This window comes from Pseudomonas extremaustralis, assembly GCF_900102035.1.
GTDB classification, from domain to species: Bacteria; Pseudomonadota; Gammaproteobacteria; order Pseudomonadales; family Pseudomonadaceae; genus Aquipseudomonas; species Aquipseudomonas extremaustralis.
Genome location: NZ_LT629689.1, coordinates 4,151,633 through 4,167,273 on the forward strand (window position 1 = coordinate 4,151,633; position 15,641 = coordinate 4,167,273).

Here is a 15,641-nt window from a genome sequence, read left to right on the forward strand (position 1 = left end):
CTCCATGAGCCTCGAAGTTCCTGCCCACAGCATCCACGCCGGTAAGCCCGCCAGCCGCATTCGTCAAAAGAACGAACAGGCGATTCTCCAGGCTGCTGAAGATGAGTTCGCGCGTCATGGCTACAAAGGCACCAGCATGAACACCATCGCGGCCAGTGCCGGGCTGCCGAAAGCCAACTTGCACTACTACTTCACCAACAAGCTGGGCCTGTATATCGCTGTGCTCAGCAATATCCTGGAGTTGTGGGACAGTACCTTCAACGCGCTGACCGCCGAGGACGACCCGGCCGAAGCGCTGACCCGCTATATCCGCACCAAGATGGAGTTCTCGCGGCGCCAGCCCCAGGCCTCGCGGATCTTCGCCATGGAGATCATCAGCGGCGGCGAATGCCTCACCGAATATTTCAGCCAGGACTATCGCGCCTGGTTCAGTGGCCGGGCGGCGGTGTTCCAGGCGTGGATCGACGCCGGCAAGATGGACCCCATCGATCCCGTGCACCTGATCTTCCTGTTGTGGGGCAGTACCCAGCACTACGCTGACTTTGCCACCCAGATTTGCCGCGTCACCGGTCGCACCAAGCTGACCAAGCAAGACATGGACGATGCCGGCACCAACCTGATCCACATCATTCTCAAGGGCTGTGGCATCAAGCCAGCCTACTGAAGACACGACCTATGCCTTTCACGCTCACAGGCCTTTGCGAATTTCGTGAAGAAATACGCAAAAGCCGCTTTATTACCCTCGCGACACCGATCACCAGCCCGCAGGATGCCCAGGCGTTCTTCGAGCAACACAGCGACCTGAACGCCACGCACAACTGCTGGGCCTGGAAACTTGGCGATCAATACCGCAGCAGTGACGACGGCGAACCCGGCGGGACCGCTGGGCGGCCGATCCTTGCGGCCATCGAGGCACAAGGTTTTGATCAGGTCGCCGTGCTGGTCATTCGCTGGTACGGCGGTATCCAACTGGGCACCGGCGGCCTCGCCCGCGCCTACGGTGGCGGCGCGAATAAATGCCTGCAAACCGCCGAGCGCATCGAGCTGATCAGCCGCGTGCCCCTGAGCTGCGCCTGCGGGTTTTCCGAACTGAACCTGGTCAAACTGCGCGTGGCCGAACTCGGCGGGCTGGTGGTCGAAGAAAACTTCACCGCCAACGGTGTGGAGCTGCAACTGGCGATGGGCGAAGCCCAGATCCAGACCCTGCAAACCCAGCTCGCCGACTTGAGCCGCGGACGCATCCTGCTGCAACGTTGAAGCTGCTACTGTTGTCCACTGAATTCCCTGAACCGCGATGTCAAAGGAAGCCCTTCATGTCTACGCCAAAAACCGCTCTGATCATCGGCGCCTCACGCGGACTGGGCCTTGGCCTGGTCAAGCAATTGCTCAAGGACGGCTGGGACGTGACTGCCACCGTGCGTGATCCGAGCAAGGCCGACGCCCTTAAGGCCGTGGGTCCGGTACAGATCGAGAAACTCGACATGGACGATCAGCAAGCCGTGATCGCCCTGAGCCAGCGTCTCAAGGCGCGCACCTTCGACCTGCTGTTCGTCAACGCAGGCGTCAAGGGCCCGGCCAATCAAGAGCCTGGCCACGCCACCCTGGCCGAAGTCGGCCAACTGTTCTTCACCAATGCCGTGGCACCGATCAACCTGGCCCAGCGTTTTGTCGGGCAGATCCGCAAGGACAGCGGTGTACTGGCCTTCATGAGTTCGGTGCTGGGCAGCGTGACCATTCCCGACGGCTCGGACCTGGCGCTGTACAAAGCGAGCAAGGCTGCGCTCAACTCCATGACCAACAGCTTCATCACCCAACTCGGCGATCAAAAACTCACCGTGTTGTCGCTGCACCCCGGCTGGGTGAAGACCGACATGGGCGGCGAAAACGCCCACATCGATGTCGACACCAGCGTGCGCGGCCTGGTGGACCAGGTGAATGCCTATACCGGCAAGGGCGGCCATCACTTCGTCGATTACAAAGGCAACACCATCGCCTGGTAAGCCCCACAGGATCGTTATCGACCGATTGCCGTCGGTAACGATCCGCGCGTAGACTGCGCACCTCGCCCTCACCGGCGACCCTGGATCAGCAGACAGGGCAACACTGAGCTGGCAAACCTGAACCCATCATTCAGAGGAGCCGGCCCATGCCTGCGACCCGTATCTGGTTAAAAAACCCCCTCGCGATTTTCACTGCCAATGGCCTCGATGCCCGTGGCGGCCTGGTGCTGCAAGACGGTGTGATCGCCGAAGTATTGGCCCTGGGACAAGTACCCGCGCAGCCCTGCGCAGAGGTGTTCGATGCTCGCGAGCATGTCGTGCTGCCCGGCCTGATCAACACCCACCATCATTTCTACCAGACCCTGACCCGCGCCTGGGCGCCAGTGGTCAACCAGCCTTTGTTCCCTTGGCTGAAAACCCTGTACCCGGTGTGGGCACGGCTCACCCCGGAAAAACTCGCCCTGGCCACCAAAGTCGCGCTGGCCGAGCTGTTGCTCTCGGGTTGCACCACGGCGGCCGATCACCACTATTTGTTCCCCGATGGACTGGAACAGGCGATCGATGTGCAGGTGCAAAGCGTGCGCGAACTGGGCATGCGCGCCATGCTCACCCGCGGTTCCATGAGCCTGGGCGAAGCGGACGGCGGCCTGCCACCACAGCAGACCGTGCAACAAGGCCAGGTGATCCTCGACGACAGCCAACGCCTGATCCGCGAATACCACCAACGGGGCGACGGCGCGCAGATCCAGATTGCCCTGGCACCCTGCTCGCCGTTTTCCGTCACGCCGCAGATCATGCAAGCCAGCGCCGAACTGGCCGACAGCCTCGATGTGCGCCTGCACACCCATCTGGCGGAAACCCTCGACGAAGAAGACTTCTGCCTGCAACGCTTCGGCCTGCGCACCGTGGACTACCTCGACAGCGTCGGCTGGCTCGGCCCGCGTACCTGGCTGGCCCATGGCATTCACTTCAACCCGGATGAAATTGCACGCCTGGGTGCCGCCGGCACCGGTATCTGCCATTGCCCAAGCTCGAACATGCGCCTGGCCTCCGGTATCTGCCCGACCCTGGACCTGCTCGCCGCCGGCGCACCGATCGGCCTCGGCGTCGACGGTTCGGCCTCCAACGATGCATCGAACATGATCCTCGAGGCGCGCCAGGCCCTGTACATCCAGCGCCTGCGTTACGGCGCGGAAAAAATCACCCCGGAAGGGGTGCTGGGCTGGGCCACCCGGGGTTCGGCACAGTTACTGGGGCGCACGGATATCGGCGAATTGGCCGTAGGCAAACAGGCCGACCTGGCGCTGTTCAAGCTTGATGAGCTGCGTTTCTCCGGCAGCCATGATCCGATTTCCGCACTGCTGCTGTGCGGCGCGGACCGGGCCGATCGGGTGATGATCGGCGGCACCTGGCGCGTGATTGACGGCCAGGTTGAAGGCCTCGACCTCAAAGGTTTGATCGCCGATCACACTCAGGCTGCGCGACAGCTCATCGCCGGAACCTGAGCCAAACACCGCTTCCGCGATGTGGATGAACCGCTTACACCCCCAGCAGCGACAGCATGATAAAGGTCGCAAACAGCACGAAATGGGTCATCCCTTCGATGGCGTTGGTTTCGCCATCGTTGAGGTTGATCGCGCTGACGACCAGCGTGATAAGCACCATGACGGTCTGCACCGGTGTCATTGCCATCTGGAACGGCTGACCGGTGTAGAGCGCCATGGCCTCCATCACCGGCACCGTCAGAATCACCGTCGATAACGAGGCGCCCAGCGCGATGTTGACCACCGATTGCATGCGGTTGGCCAGGGCCGCGCGCAAGGCGGTCAGGATCTCCGGCGCGGCGGAAATGGCTGCCACCACAATCGCCGTGACCACTGGCGGCGCGCCTGTGCCTTCCAGTCCCAGGTCGAGGGTCTTGGACATCACCTCGGCGAGCGCACCGATCACAATCACGCCAAACACCAACGTCCCGATGGAGAACGCCAGGTTCACCGGCGGCTCGATCTCTTCTTCCGGCAGCTTCTTGCGACGTTTTTCCGGGTAGCGGTAACTGAAGAAGTAACTGTGGGGCCCCACCTGCATCCTCAGGAACAAGGTGTAGAGCACCACCATCGCGCCGATGGTGAAGGCCGAGTAAATTTTCCAGTCCGCTTCGGGGATGAATTCCGGCACCACCATCGACACCCCCATCGCGGTGAGGATCATCACGCTGTAGGTACGCGCCGAATCATCGTTGTAGGACTGTTCACCATGCTTGATGCCGCCCATCAGCGCGGCCAGGCCGAGGATGCCGTTGATGTCGAGCATCACCGCCGAGTAGATGGTGTCGCGCACCAGGGTGGGTGACGCCTCGTTGCTCATCATGATCGCCAGGATCACCACCTCCACCAGCACGGCGGCCAGGGTCAGGATCATGGTGCCGTAGGGGTCGCCGACTTTTTCTGCCAGTTGCTCGGCATGGTGGGCGACACGCATGGACGCCATCACGATAAAGCCGATCAGCGCCAACCCGGCCAGCAGCGCCACCGATTGCCCGCTGTGCAGCATCCAGTGTTCCAACGGGTAGGCGACGATGGCGGCGATCAGCGCCAGTAGCATGTATTTTTCTTGCTTGAAGGAAGTAAGCATTCCGGGCCTTATCAAACGGTGAATCAGTCAGTGATGGGGTACAGACTGCGTTGCGCTGCTAACGTTTCGTTACACCTTAGTTCACACAGCGCTTGCGTGAATAAAGTGAATCCTCTCCTGCTGGTCAGGTTTTGCCAATTATTTCAGCCATGGCCTGTAGAATGCCGCCATTGCACCTGATGAGAATTTAGACATGTACGACTGGCTCAACGCCCTGCCCAAGGCTGAACTGCACCTGCACCTGGAGGGTTCGCTGGAGCCTGAGCTGCTGTTCGCCCTGGCCGAGCGCAACAAGATCGCGCTGCCGTGGAACGACGTCGAAACCCTGCGCAAGGCCTACGCCTTCAACAACCTGCAAGAGTTTCTCGACCTGTATTACCAAGGCGCCGATGTACTGCGCACCTCCCAGGATTTCTACGACCTGACCTGGGCCTACCTGCTGCGCTGCAAAGAACAGAACGTGATCCACACCGAACCCTTCTTCGACCCGCAAACCCACACCGACCGTGGCGTGCCGTTCGAAGTGGTGCTCAACGGCATCGCCGCCGCACTCAAAGATGGCGAGCAGCAACTGGGCATCACCAGCGGTTTGATCCTCAGTTTCCTGCGCCACCTGAGCGAAGCCGAAGCCGAGAAAACCCTCGACCAGGCGCTGCCCTTCCGCGATGCATTCGTGGCCGTGGGCCTGGACAGTTCGGAAATGGGCCACCCGCCGAGCAAGTTCCAGCGGGTGTTTGATCGTGCGCGTCACGAAGGTTTCTTCACCGTGGCCCACGCCGGCGAAGAAGGCCCGCCCGAGTACATCTGGGAAGCCATCGACCTGCTGAAAGTCCAGCGCATCGACCACGGCGTGCGCGCCATCGAAGATGAGCGCCTGATGCAACGCATCATCGACGAGCAAATCCCGCTGACCGTGTGCCCGCTGTCCAACACCAAGCTGCGTGTGTTCGACGACATGGCCCAACACAACATCCTCGACATGCTCGAACGTGGCGTGAAGGTGACGGTGAACTCGGATGACCCGGCGTACTTCGGCGGCTACGTCACCGAAAACTTCCACGCGCTGTATACCGCCCTGGGCATGACCCAGGACCAGGCCAAACGCCTGGCGCAAAACAGCCTGGATGCGCGACTGGTCAAGCCGTAACTGAAAATGTGGGAGCGGGCTTGCTCGCTCCCACATTTGTCAGGAACTCAACTCTTCCAGCGTCTTACCCTTCGTTTCCATCCCGAACACCCACACCACCAGCGCTGCCACGGCAAAACACAGCGCGCCCAGGGCAAACACCCCGCCCTGCCCGGTAATCGGAAACACCAGCCCGGTGACCAACGGCCCGAGCAGCGAGCCGACCCGGCCAATCGCAGAAGCAAACCCCGAGCCCGTCGCCCGTGCCGAGGTGGGATACAGCTCCGGCGTGTAGGTGTACAGCACCGCCCACATGCCAAACAAAAAGAACTGCATCAGCAGGCCCGACGCGATCAGCAGGCCGACATTGCCGCCGAACACGGCGCTTTGCCCATACAAAAACGCCATCGCCCCGCCGCCCAGCAAGGTCACGATGCACACCGGTTTACGCCCCCAGCGCTCTACCAGCCACGCAGCCATCAGAAAGCCCGGAATCCCGCCCAGGGAAATGATCACCGTGTAATACACCGACTGGGTCACCGCAAAACCGGACTGCTGCAACAAGGCGCTCAACCAGGAGGTGAGCCCATAAAAGCCGAGCAAGGCGAAGAACCACACGCTCCAGATCATCATCGTGCGCTGGCGATACTGCGCCGACCACAACTGCTTGAACGCCGAGAAAAAATCTCCCGGCGTGGTCTGCACCCGTGGCAGGCGGATCGGTTCCGGCAAATCGGTGCGGCCCAGCGAGTCGCGGACTCTCCTCTCGATGCCCGACAACACCGTGTCCGCCGCGTCATGCCGCCCGGCCTGTTCCAACCAGCGTGGCGATTCCGGGATGAAAAAGCGGATTGCCAGTACAAACACCGCCGGCACCGCCAGCACCAGGAAAATGTCGCGCCAGCCAATCACCGGCAACAAAAAGTAAGAAAGCACGCCGGCAGCCACAAAGCCCAAGGGCCAGAACCCGTCCATCAAGGCGATATAACGTCCGCGCTTGCTGGCGGGAATCAACTCCGACAGCATCGACTGCGCAATCGGAAATTCCATGCCCATGCCAACGCCCAACAGGATGCGAAACAGCGTCAGCGTTTCCACGGTCTGCGCCGTGGAGCACAGGTAGCTGGCGAGCCCCCATAACACGATGCTCCACTGGAACACCGGCTTGCGACCGAAGCGATCGGCGAGCATCCCGGACAACGACGCGCCCACCACCATGCCGAAAAAACTCGAACTGGCGAGTAACCCGGCCTGGGCCGAACTCAGGCCGAACTCGGTTTTGATCGAGCCCAACAGGAACGTCATCATGGCCAGGTCCATGGAGTCGAAGAAAAACGCCAGGGCGATGATGATAAAGATCACGCGGTGGTAGCCGCTGATGGGTAACCGTTCAAGCCGTTCCGCTGCGCTGTAGCCTTGCATTCCCATGCCGCACCCCCTGTGTGAAAAATCCCCGCATCGAGTGTGCGGCATGGGTTTTCCGGGTTATTGCTGGATGCGACCCGACTGAAACTCTGAACGACGCGCCTACCGGTAAATCGCTGGCTAGGGCGCGTCCGATGCGGCCAACCGGCTGATTTCCTCCAGCCCGGTATCGCTGACCAGCAAGGCGCGGGACTCGTTGTGGATACTGACCCAGTTCAACTGTAGGAACAGTTGCAACAGCCCTGCCCCCAACGCGCCGCCCAGGTGCGGTTGCTGCTGGCTCCAGTCGGAACAATCGCACGCCACCGGCGACGCCAGTGCCTGGGTAAAAATGCCCAGGTTCGCCAGCTGTCGCGCGCCTTTGGGGGTCACGTCGATGCGCGGGTCACAACGCTCGACCCAGCCCGCCGCCATCATGCGCTGATACAAGCCCGCCGCCAGCTCGCCGCCAAGGTGGCCCTGGCACAGCCGGGCGCGGCGCAACTGAGGCGGCGCCACCAGGGCCACCGCCGTTGCATTGGGGGCGCTGCGTACCGCGCTGGCCAGCGTGGTGCTGGCCAGGGCGTCGATGGCGGTGCTGACATCGGCCGCCGCCATCCGAAACACCCGTGTGCCGCGCCGGGCCTCGACCCGCAGCAAACCGCTGCTGGTCAGCCGCGCCAGGTGCGCATTGGCCGACGCGGGCGACAGCTCGGCGAGCGCGGCCAGTTCCGCCGAGGACTTGGACGAGCCGTCCATCAACGCCCAGAGCATGGCGGTGCGTTTGGGATCGGCGAGCAAGCTGGCGATTTGACTGATGCAAGGTGCCTGTTCCATCTGTTCACTCCCTGTTAAATCATTTGTCTGCTGCTGTTGGCGCCAAAGTATAGGTGCGCAAACCGCCGGTTCCGCGGCGTCTGACAGCGCAGATAGGGACAGGAGTTGAGTGAAATTTCCTTATGTGATGGATGCTGTTACGTAGAGCTCACGCGGTCCGGCCATTGAGCGGTCAATGTCGCACAGCGGGACACGAGCATTTCCCGCAGCAGATTGATGGGTTTACTCAGTTGCGCACGGTGGGCGCACAACAGATTCAGCGGCGTCCGTTCGCCACGCAACTCCGGCAGGATCACGCGCAAGCGCCCGGCCAGTACATCGGTGCTCACATCCAGCCAGGATTTATAAGCAATGCCCACGCCCGCCACCGCCCAGCGCCGCACCACGTCGGCATCGTCGCTGAAGCGGTCGCCGCTGACCGTCAGGCTGACGTCACGTTTGCCGTCATGAAAACTCCAATGGTCATGGACCCGGCTGCCAAGCATGTACAACAGGCAATTGTGCTGGGCCAGTTGCTCCAGGTGGCGGGGCTCGCCGTGGCGCGCGAGGTAGCTGGGGGCGGCACATAGCACACGCACATTCTGCGGCGCGACGGGCAGCGCGATCAGACTGGAATCTTCGGGCTCGCCGTAGCGCAGGGCGATGTCCACCGGTTGACGGAACAGATCGGCAATGCGATCGCCCAACAACAGGCGCACGCTGAGTTGGGGGTAGTCACGCTGGAACTCATCCAGCCACGGCAGCAGTTGATTCCGGCCGAAATCCGAAGGTGCGGACAGTTGCAGGACCCCACTGACGTGATCCTGGCCACTGGCCAACAAGCGCCGCCCTTCATCCAACGAACCCAGGGCCGCGCGGGCGTATTCCAGGAAGCCTTCGCCTTCGGCGGTTAAACGCAGGCTGCGGGTCGAACGCGCCAGCAAGCGCGCGCCCAGTTGCTGTTCGATGCGTTTAAGCGCCGCGCTGGCCACTGCGGGGGACAGGTCCATCACCCGCGCCGCCGCCGACAGACTGCCCAGGTCGGCGGCACGTACAAACAACTGCAAATCATCAAAGCGCAGCATGCATTTCCGCCAATTATCAAAATTCCATTGAAACAGACTGCTGTTTTAGCGGCTTTTATCTGCAAGGGAAATAGCCAATCATCTGCCCATCCCGCTCATCACGTGTCTGGAGTCGAACATGTCCACTGCCTTTAACGTCATCGCCACGCTGATCGCCAAGCCCGGCCAACAAGCCATCCTCGAACCTTTGCTGCGTGGCCTGCTGGCGCCGACGCGCCTGGAAGCCGGTTGCGAGCAATACGACTTGCATCAGGACCTGCAACACCCCGAGACCTTCTACATGCTCGAACGCTGGGCCGACGACGCAGCACTGGCCGCCCACGACCAGAGCGCGCATATCCAGAGCTTCCGCGCCAAGGCCGCCGATGTGATCGAACACTTCGAACTCAAGCGTCTGAAGTTTCTCGCCTGATTCCCCATTTTGTGTAGGAGCGAGCTTGCTCGCGAAAAAACCATCGGCGACACGGGCTTCCAGAAGCGCTGCGTGATCGTTAACGATTTTCGCGAGCGAGCTCGCTCCTACCGTCAATCCGCGTATTTCCCCGGAGACACCATGAAAGCCATTGCCTACTACGCGTCACTGCCGATCACCGATCCAAACGCGCTGCAAGACATCGAACTGCCAGCCCCCGTCGCCGGTCCGCGCGACCTGCTGGTGGAAGTCAAAGCCATCTCGGTCAACCCGGTAGACACCAAGGTGCGCCAGAACGTCGCCCCGGAAAACGGCGCCGCCAAGGTGCTGGGCTGGGATGTGGCCGGCGTGGTCAAGGCCGTCGGCAGCGAAGTGACCCTGTTCAAGGCCGGTGACAAGGTGTTCTACGCTGGTTCCCTGGTACGCCCCGGCGGCAACAGCGAGTTGCACACCGTGGACGAGCGCATCGTCGGCCATATGCCCAAGAGCCTGGGTTTTGCCGACGCCGCCGCCTTGCCGCTGACAGCCATCACCGCCTGGGAATTGCTGTTCGAGCGCCTGCAGGTGCGTGAAGGTAAAGAAGATCAAGGCCAGAGCCTGCTGATCGTCGGTGCCGCCGGTGGCGTGGGGTCGATCCTGACCCAACTGGCTCACCAGCTCACCGCACTGAAAGTCATCGGCACCGCCTCGCGCCCGGAGACCCAGGCATGGGCCAAGGCCCTCGGCGCCGACTTGGTGATCGACCACAGCCAACCGCTGAGCGAAGCGCTGAAAACCGCCGGCCACCCGCACGTGACCCACGTCGCCAGCCTGACCCAGACCGAACATCACCTGGATCAACTGGTGGAAGCCTTGCAACCTCAGGGCAAACTGGCGCTGATCGACGATCCCAAGGCGCTGGACGTGAGCAAACTCAAGCGCAAGAGCCTGTCGCTGCATTGGGAGTTCATGTACACACGCTCGATGTTCGAGACCCCGGACATGATCGAGCAGCACAACCTGCTCAACCGCGTGGCCGACCTGATCGACGCCGGCATCCTGAAAACCACGGTGGGCGAGCACTTTGGCGTGATCAATGCGGCGAACCTGCGCCGTGCCCATGGGCTGCTGGAAAGCGGCAAAGCCAAGGGCAAGATCGTATTGGAAGGCTTCTGAAGAGGCCGCATCGGTGCCGTCTGTTATTCATCCGATTGATGGACGGCCCCATTAGTCCGAGAGTTGACCTCTGTCATCTTTGTGAGCGTATTCGGGTTTATATTGGCGGCCTTTGCCACGATTCTTTTACGTGAGGAAGTCAGCAATGAAGATCCTGATAAGAGCGTTAGCAAAATCCCCCGGCCATAAATGGCAGGTCCGTCTCAATAAGGACGCGTTCACCTTCCGCACCGAAGCCGAGGCCCGCGAGTTCGCCGAGACCCTGCAAGCCCGTATCCAGGCCCCCCACCGCTTTCCGATCAGCCAGCAACGCTCCGCCGCTGGCTGACCCGCACGTCAGACCTGCGCCTGCGCGGCCCTCGCCCGTTGCAGGCGCTGGGTCGCCATCGCAATGCTCACCGCCAACACACCGCACAAGCAGATGACCGTGGCCATCGGCATCGCCGTGCCGTCGTGCAGCACCCCCACCAACGAGGCCGCGCCCGCTGCCACGCCAAACTGAATGCAGCCGAGCAATGCCGAAGCGCTGCCGGCCCGCGCGCCCTGCCCGCTCATGGCACAGGCCGAGGTGTTGGGCAGAATGCAGCCCAGACTGGCGATGCAGATAAACAGCGGCACCAACAACGGCCACAAGGCCTCGGTGCGCAAGGCGGCAATGCCCAACAGCGCCAATGCCGCCAGCAGGTAGACCCAAACCGTGCGCGACAGCAAAAACGCCGGGCCGCGCCGGGCCAGCAAACGCGCATTGACCTGCGCGACCAGGATAAACCCCGCAGCGTTGGAGCCGAACAGCCAGCCATAATGCTCGGCGGGTACGCCATACAGTTTGATAAAGACGAAGGGCGAACCGGCAATGTAGGCAAACATCCCGGCAATCGAGATACCGCCGGTCAAGGCATAGCCGAGGTAAACCCGGTCGGACAACAGCGCGCCATAGCGGCGCAGCGACCCGGACAACGGCTGGCGCGGCTGATGGGCCGGGAAGGTTTCCGGCAAACCGACCGCCACGGCGACGGCGGCCATCACGCTGAACAGCGAAAGCGTCAGGAAGATCGACTGCCAGCCCCACAACCCGACCATCAGCCCACCCGCCAACGGCGCGAGGATCGGTGCCAGCCCGGTCACCAGCATCAATTGCGAATAGACCTTGGCCGAGCCCACCGCATCGCATTTGTCGCTGACCACCGCGCGGGAAATCACCATGCCCGCGCAGCCGCCCAGGGCCTGCACGAAGCGCGCACCGATCAGCCATTCCAGAGACGGCGCAAAGGCACAGGCAAAGGACGCGAGGGTAAACAGGATCACGCCGCTGAGCAGCGGCCCGCGCCGGCCAAACCGGTCGGCCAGCGGGCCGTAGATCAATTGGCCGATGGCCAGGCCAGCGAAATACACGGCCAGGGTCAGCTGGATGTGTTTTTCATCGGTGGCAAACGCCGTGGCCATGGCAGGAAAGCCAGGCAGGTAAAAATCGATCGCCAGCGGCGCGAAGGCGCTCAAGGCACCCAGAATCAGGAGTATGCGGAGGTTCATCAGGCACCCAAGTGTGTCGGCAGCCGGACAGTCTAGCCGTGCTTGAGTGCCTTGAACATTAAGTTAGCTCGCTAACTATTAAGTTTCAGACAACGGTGTAGCCTTCTTCGCGGATCAACCCGGCGATCACTTCGGGGCTGAGCTGGCTTTGTACGCTGACTTGCTTGGCGGCGAGGTCCACCGTTACTTCAGCCGCCGGGTCCTGGTTCTTTATCGCCTGGGTCACGGCCTTGACGCAGTGGCCGCAGGTCATTCCTTCAACGTTGAACAATTGCATGACATGACTCCTTTGATGAGGTTGGACGCAGTGTCGACCTTGCCACGATGGCAAGGTCAAGTTCCGAGAATCGCTGCCGGGCTGGTATTCGGCGGCAACGTCGGCCAAGCTTGGGCCTTTCTTAGATGTGAACCACGGAGCATTCGCCATGCGCTGGTCGTTTTTTGGCCTTGTCGGCCTGATGTGTTTGTCTGCCGCTGCGCCCCAGGCCCTGGCCGCAGAAGACTATGCGGTGCTGATTATTTCCCGGGAACGCCTGGAAGTGCCGACCAATTGCGAGATCGGCCTGTATATCAATGACCAGTTGGCGGGCCGGCTGTTCCAGGAGCAGGCCACCTCGTTCAACTTGCCGGCGGGCAATCTGTCGTTGCGCCTGAAACTGTTGCCGGGCCAAGCGCCGGGCTGCCTGCCGAGCCTGCTGGCGCCCCCTGCGCAGAACATTACGCTGAAGGTCGGTGATGTACGCAAATTACGCATCGCCCAAGGCCCCGAAGGCATGTACCTAAAGCCTGCGGCATTGGAATACTAAAGACGCTTGACCTTCCCCACAGGTCAAGGTTGATCCTAGGGGGCAACGTCTTCAGGAGGACTGCCCCATGAATGGAACCACCACGTTTGACCTGCCCATCGGCGGCATGACTTGCGCCAGCTGCGCCGGACGTGTCGAGCGCGCGCTGGGCAAGGTGCCGGGGGTGCAAAGCGTCAGCGTGAACCTGGCCAACGAGCGCGCCCACATCGAAGTGCTCGGCCAGATGGACCCCGCCGTGCTGATCGCCGCCGTCGACAAGGCCGGCTACACCGCCACCCTGCCCCAGAGCGAAACAGCCACCCAGGCCAGTCAGGCCCAGCGCCTGCACCACGAACGCTGGGCGCTGCTGCTGGCCATTTTGCTTGCGTTGCCGCTGGTGCTGCCGATGCTGGCACAACCCTTCGGCGTGCACTGGATGCTGCCCGCCTGGGTGCAATTCGCCCTGGCGACGCCGGTGCAATTCATCTTCGGTGCACGTTTTTATATCGCCGCCTGGAAAGCCGTGCGCGCCGGTGCCGGCAATATGGACCTGCTGGTGGCCATCGGGACCAGCGCTGGATACGGCCTGAGTATGTATGAGTGGCTCACCGCCCCAGCAGGCAGCATGCCCCATCTGTACTTTGAAGCCTCGGCGGTGGTGATCGCCCTGGTGCTGCTCGGCAAATACCTGGAAAGCCGCGCCAAGCGCCAGACCGCCAGCGCCATCCGGGCCCTGGAAGCCTTACGGCCGGAGCGGGCGATTCGCGTGGTCGACGGCCGCGAAGAAGACGTCGCCATCAGCGCGCTCAAGCTCGGCGACCAGGTGCTGGTCAAGCCCGGCGAGCGCTTCCCGGTGGACGGAGAAGTGGTGGACGGCCAAAGCCACGCCGACGAAGCCCTGATCAGCGGCGAAAGCCTGCCGGTGCCGAAACAACCGGGCGATAAAGTCACCGGCGGCGCCATCAACGGCGAAGGGCGCCTGCTGGTGCGCACCCTGGCCCTGGGCGCGGAAAGCGTACTGGCGCGAATCATCCGCCTGGTGGAAGACGCCCAGGCGGCCAAGGCCCCGATCCAGAAACTGGTGGACAGAGTCAGCCAGGTGTTCGTGCCGACGGTGCTGGTGCTGGCGCTGATCACGCTGTTGGGCTGGTGGCTTTATGGCGCCGCGCTGGAGACCGCGATCATCAATGCAGTCGCCGTGCTGGTGATCGCCTGCCCGTGCGCCCTGGGCCTGGCCACACCGACCGCAATCATGGCCGGTACCGGCGTCGCTGCACGCCACGGCATCCTGATCAAAGACGCCGACGCCCTGGAACGCGCCCATGCGGTCAGCGTCGTGGTGTTCGACAAAACCGGCACCCTCACCTCCGGCTCGCCGAAAATCGCCCATCTGGCGGCGGTGGACGGCAACGAATCCCGCGTGCTGCAACAAGCCGGCGCCTTGCAGCGCGGCAGCGAACATCCGCTGGCCAAGGCGGTGCTGGATGCCTGTGCCGAGCGGGGTTTGACCGTGGCGGATGTGAGCGCCAGCCAATCCCTGACCGGACGCGGCATTGCCGGCACCCTTGATGGCCAGGCGCTCGCCCTGGGCAACCGCCGTCTGCTGCAAGAAAGCGGCCTGAGCGAAGGCGAACTGGGCAGCTGCGCCACCGCCTGGGAAGCCGAAGGCCGGACGTTATCCTGGTTGATCGAGCAAGGTGCGCAACCGCGCGTGCTGGGGCTGTTCGCCTTCGGAGACACGCTCAAGCCCGGTGCGCTCGAGGCCGTGCAGCAGCTCAAGGCGCAGCACATCAGTAGCCATTTGCTCACCGGCGACAATCGCGGCAGCGCCCGCGTGGTCGCCGAGGCGCTGGGCATCGACGATGTACACGCCGAAGTGTTGCCCGCCGAAAAAGCCGCCACCGTTGCAGAGCTGAAAAAAACCGGCGTGGTCGCGATGGTCGGCGATGGCATCAACGACGCCCCGGCCCTGGCGGCTGCTGATATCGGTATCGCCATGGGGGGCGGCACCGACGTGGCGATGCACGCGGCCGGCATCACCCTGATGCGCGGCGACCCACGCCTGGTGCCCGCCGCCCTGGAGATCAGCCGCAAGACCTACGCCAAAATCCGCCAGAACCTGTTCTGGGCCTTTGTGTATAACCTGATCGGCATTCCCCTGGCGGCGTTCGGCCTGCTCAACCCGGTGCTCGCCGGCGCGGCCATGGCCCTGTCCAGCGTCAGCGTGGTGAGCAATGCACTGCTGTTGAAAACCTGGAAACCCAAGGACCTGGAGGATCGACACCCATGAATATCGGCCAGGCCGCCCGCCACAGCGGGCTAAGCGCGAAGATGATTCGCTACTACGAATCCATCGGCCTGCTCAAAGCCGCCCATCGCACCGACAGTGGCTATCGCGTGTACGGTGCCGACGATTTGCACACCCTGGCGTTTATCAAACGCTCGCGGGACCTGGGATTTTCATTGGAAGAGGTCGGCAAGCTGCTGACCTTGTGGCAGGACCGGCACCGGGCCAGCGCCGATGTGAAGGCCTTGGCGCGCCAGCACATCGACGAGCTGAATCAAAAGATCCTGGAGCTGGGGCAACTGCGCGACACCTTGCAGGACCTGGTCGATCACTGCCAGGGCGATCATCGGCCGGACTGCCCGATTCTCAAGGAGTTGGCGTCCGGAAGTTGCTGTACCTGACGATTCAAC

General features: G+C 62.5%; 17 protein-coding genes. 11 read left to right on the plus strand and 6 right to left on the minus strand.

What is annotated here, in order from left to right; all coding sequences use genetic code 11:
- Window positions 1–4 precede the first annotated feature (4 nt).
- The 4 genes from BLR63_RS19210 to BLR63_RS19225 all read left to right on the plus strand — a co-directional run bounded on the left by BLR63_RS19210 (window position 5) and on the right by BLR63_RS19225 (window position 3,505).
- Complete coding sequence (locus BLR63_RS19210) at window positions 5–664, plus strand: TetR/AcrR family transcriptional regulator (RefSeq protein WP_010567635.1); 660 nt, start codon at window positions 5–7, stop codon at window positions 662–664.
- Between the two features lie 11 nt (window positions 665–675).
- Window positions 676–1,257 (plus strand): IMPACT family protein, encoded by a 582-nt coding sequence (locus tag BLR63_RS19215; protein ID WP_010567636.1) that lies wholly within the window; start codon window positions 676–678, stop codon window positions 1,255–1,257.
- 56 nt (window positions 1,258–1,313) lie between these two features.
- Window positions 1,314–2,000, plus strand: coding sequence for an SDR family oxidoreductase (locus tag BLR63_RS19220; protein ID WP_010567637.1), 687 nt, complete (start codon window positions 1,314–1,316; stop codon window positions 1,998–2,000).
- A gap of 146 nt (window positions 2,001–2,146) precedes the next feature.
- Window positions 2,147–3,505, plus strand: a complete 1,359-nt coding sequence (locus BLR63_RS19225; protein WP_010567638.1) for an 8-oxoguanine deaminase — start codon at window positions 2,147–2,149, stop codon at window positions 3,503–3,505.
- Between the two features lie 34 nt (window positions 3,506–3,539).
- Here BLR63_RS19225 and BLR63_RS19230 read toward each other — a convergent pair whose 3' ends face one another.
- Window positions 3,540–4,631 carry a calcium:proton antiporter gene (locus BLR63_RS19230; RefSeq protein ID WP_010567639.1) on the minus strand — a complete coding sequence of 364 codons (1,092 nt, stop codon included), beginning with the start codon at window positions 4,629–4,631 and terminating at the stop codon, window positions 3,540–3,542.
- Window positions 4,632–4,824: 193 nt separating this feature from the next.
- On the opposite strand from BLR63_RS19230, the gene BLR63_RS19235 reads away from it, so the two are divergent.
- A complete protein-coding gene (locus BLR63_RS19235) occupies window positions 4,825–5,778 on the plus strand; it encodes an adenosine deaminase (RefSeq protein ID WP_010567640.1) in 954 nt (317 codons plus the stop codon).
- A gap of 39 nt (window positions 5,779–5,817) precedes the next feature.
- On the opposite strand, the gene BLR63_RS19240 is transcribed toward BLR63_RS19235, so the two are convergent.
- The 3 genes from BLR63_RS19240 to BLR63_RS19250 form a co-directional block, all read right to left on the minus strand.
- The gene (locus tag BLR63_RS19240) at window positions 5,818–7,185 is read right to left on the minus strand and encodes an MFS transporter (protein WP_010567641.1); all 1,368 of its coding nucleotides are present in this window, start codon (window positions 7,183–7,185) and stop codon (window positions 5,818–5,820) included.
- 117 nt (window positions 7,186–7,302) lie between these two features.
- Window positions 7,303–7,998, minus strand: coding sequence for an ArsR/SmtB family transcription factor (locus BLR63_RS19245; RefSeq protein WP_010567642.1), 696 nt, complete (start codon window positions 7,996–7,998; stop codon window positions 7,303–7,305).
- A 137-nt stretch (window positions 7,999–8,135) separates the two neighbouring features.
- A complete protein-coding gene (locus BLR63_RS19250; protein ID WP_010567643.1) occupies window positions 8,136–9,062 on the minus strand; it encodes a LysR family transcriptional regulator in 927 nt (308 codons plus the stop codon).
- A 118-nt stretch (window positions 9,063–9,180) separates the two neighbouring features.
- On the opposite strand from BLR63_RS19250, the gene BLR63_RS19255 reads away from it, so the two are divergent.
- The 3 genes from BLR63_RS19255 (at window position 9,181) to BLR63_RS19265 (ending at window position 10,957) form a co-directional block, all read left to right on the plus strand.
- Window positions 9,181–9,474 (plus strand): putative quinol monooxygenase, encoded by a 294-nt coding sequence (locus tag BLR63_RS19255; RefSeq protein ID WP_010567644.1) that lies wholly within the window; start codon window positions 9,181–9,183, stop codon window positions 9,472–9,474.
- 141 nt (window positions 9,475–9,615) lie between these two features.
- Window positions 9,616–10,629, plus strand: coding sequence for a zinc-binding alcohol dehydrogenase family protein (locus tag BLR63_RS19260; RefSeq protein ID WP_010567645.1), 1,014 nt, complete (start codon window positions 9,616–9,618; stop codon window positions 10,627–10,629).
- Between the two features lie 145 nt (window positions 10,630–10,774).
- Window positions 10,775–10,957 (plus strand): hypothetical protein, encoded by a 183-nt coding sequence (locus BLR63_RS19265; protein ID WP_010567646.1) that lies wholly within the window; start codon window positions 10,775–10,777, stop codon window positions 10,955–10,957.
- 8 nt (window positions 10,958–10,965) lie between these two features.
- Here the strand turns inward: BLR63_RS19265 and BLR63_RS19270 are convergent, their stop codons facing one another.
- Complete coding sequence (locus tag BLR63_RS19270) at window positions 10,966–12,159, minus strand: multidrug effflux MFS transporter (protein ID WP_010567647.1); 1,194 nt, start codon at window positions 12,157–12,159, stop codon at window positions 10,966–10,968.
- Between the two features lie 85 nt (window positions 12,160–12,244).
- Window positions 12,245–12,436 (minus strand): heavy-metal-associated domain-containing protein, encoded by a 192-nt coding sequence (locus tag BLR63_RS19275; protein WP_010567648.1) that lies wholly within the window; start codon window positions 12,434–12,436, stop codon window positions 12,245–12,247.
- A gap of 148 nt (window positions 12,437–12,584) precedes the next feature.
- Between BLR63_RS19275 and BLR63_RS19280 the strand changes: the two genes are divergently transcribed.
- The 3 genes from BLR63_RS19280 to cueR all read left to right on the plus strand — a co-directional run bounded on the left by BLR63_RS19280 (window position 12,585) and on the right by cueR (window position 15,632).
- Entirely contained in the window at window positions 12,585–12,965 is a 381-nt protein-coding gene (locus tag BLR63_RS19280) for a hypothetical protein (RefSeq protein ID WP_010567649.1), read from the plus strand.
- Between the two features lie 67 nt (window positions 12,966–13,032).
- Window positions 13,033–15,234, plus strand: a complete 2,202-nt coding sequence (locus BLR63_RS19285; RefSeq protein ID WP_010567650.1) for a heavy metal translocating P-type ATPase — start codon at window positions 13,033–13,035, stop codon at window positions 15,232–15,234.
- Window positions 15,231–15,632: a Cu(I)-responsive transcriptional regulator gene (gene cueR / locus BLR63_RS19290; RefSeq protein ID WP_010567651.1), complete on the plus strand. Its 402-nt coding sequence runs from the start codon at window positions 15,231–15,233 to the stop codon at window positions 15,630–15,632. Before BLR63_RS19285 ends, cueR begins: the two co-directional genes overlap by 4 nt.
- Window positions 15,633–15,641 lie beyond the last annotated feature (9 nt).

Bases quoted from the DNA above. Each gene is read 5' to 3' on its own strand.
- BLR63_RS19285 (WP_010567650.1), top strand. From the start codon at position 13,033: ATGAATGGAACCACCACGTTTGACCTGCCCATCGGCGGCATGACTTGC.
- BLR63_RS19270 (WP_010567647.1), bottom strand. From the start codon at position 12,159: ATGAACCTCCGCATACTCCTGATTCTGGGTGCCTTGAGCGCCTTCGCG.
- BLR63_RS19210 (WP_010567635.1), top strand. From the start codon at position 5: ATGAGCCTCGAAGTTCCTGCCCACAGCATCCACGCCGGTAAGCCCGCC.
- BLR63_RS19250 (WP_010567643.1), bottom strand. From the start codon at position 9,062: ATGCTGCGCTTTGATGATTTGCAGTTGTTTGTACGTGCCGCCGACCTG.
- BLR63_RS19240 (WP_010567641.1), bottom strand. From the start codon at position 7,185: ATGGGAATGCAAGGCTACAGCGCAGCGGAACGGCTTGAACGGTTACCC.
- cueR (WP_010567651.1), top strand. From the start codon at position 15,231: ATGAATATCGGCCAGGCCGCCCGCCACAGCGGGCTAAGCGCGAAGATG.
- BLR63_RS19215 (WP_010567636.1), top strand. From the start codon at position 676: ATGCCTTTCACGCTCACAGGCCTTTGCGAATTTCGTGAAGAAATACGC.
- BLR63_RS19235 (WP_010567640.1), top strand. From the start codon at position 4,825: ATGTACGACTGGCTCAACGCCCTGCCCAAGGCTGAACTGCACCTGCAC.
- BLR63_RS19255 (WP_010567644.1), top strand. From the start codon at position 9,181: ATGTCCACTGCCTTTAACGTCATCGCCACGCTGATCGCCAAGCCCGGC.
- BLR63_RS19245 (WP_010567642.1), bottom strand. From the start codon at position 7,998: ATGGAACAGGCACCTTGCATCAGTCAAATCGCCAGCTTGCTCGCCGAT.
- BLR63_RS19265 (WP_010567646.1), top strand. From the start codon at position 10,775: ATGAAGATCCTGATAAGAGCGTTAGCAAAATCCCCCGGCCATAAATGG.
- BLR63_RS19220 (WP_010567637.1), top strand. From the start codon at position 1,314: ATGTCTACGCCAAAAACCGCTCTGATCATCGGCGCCTCACGCGGACTG.
- BLR63_RS19260 (WP_010567645.1), top strand. From the start codon at position 9,616: ATGAAAGCCATTGCCTACTACGCGTCACTGCCGATCACCGATCCAAAC.
- BLR63_RS19280 (WP_010567649.1), top strand. From the start codon at position 12,585: ATGCGCTGGTCGTTTTTTGGCCTTGTCGGCCTGATGTGTTTGTCTGCC.
- BLR63_RS19225 (WP_010567638.1), top strand. From the start codon at position 2,147: ATGCCTGCGACCCGTATCTGGTTAAAAAACCCCCTCGCGATTTTCACT.
- BLR63_RS19275 (WP_010567648.1), bottom strand. From the start codon at position 12,436: ATGCAATTGTTCAACGTTGAAGGAATGACCTGCGGCCACTGCGTCAAG.
- BLR63_RS19230 (WP_010567639.1), bottom strand. From the start codon at position 4,631: ATGCTTACTTCCTTCAAGCAAGAAAAATACATGCTACTGGCGCTGATC.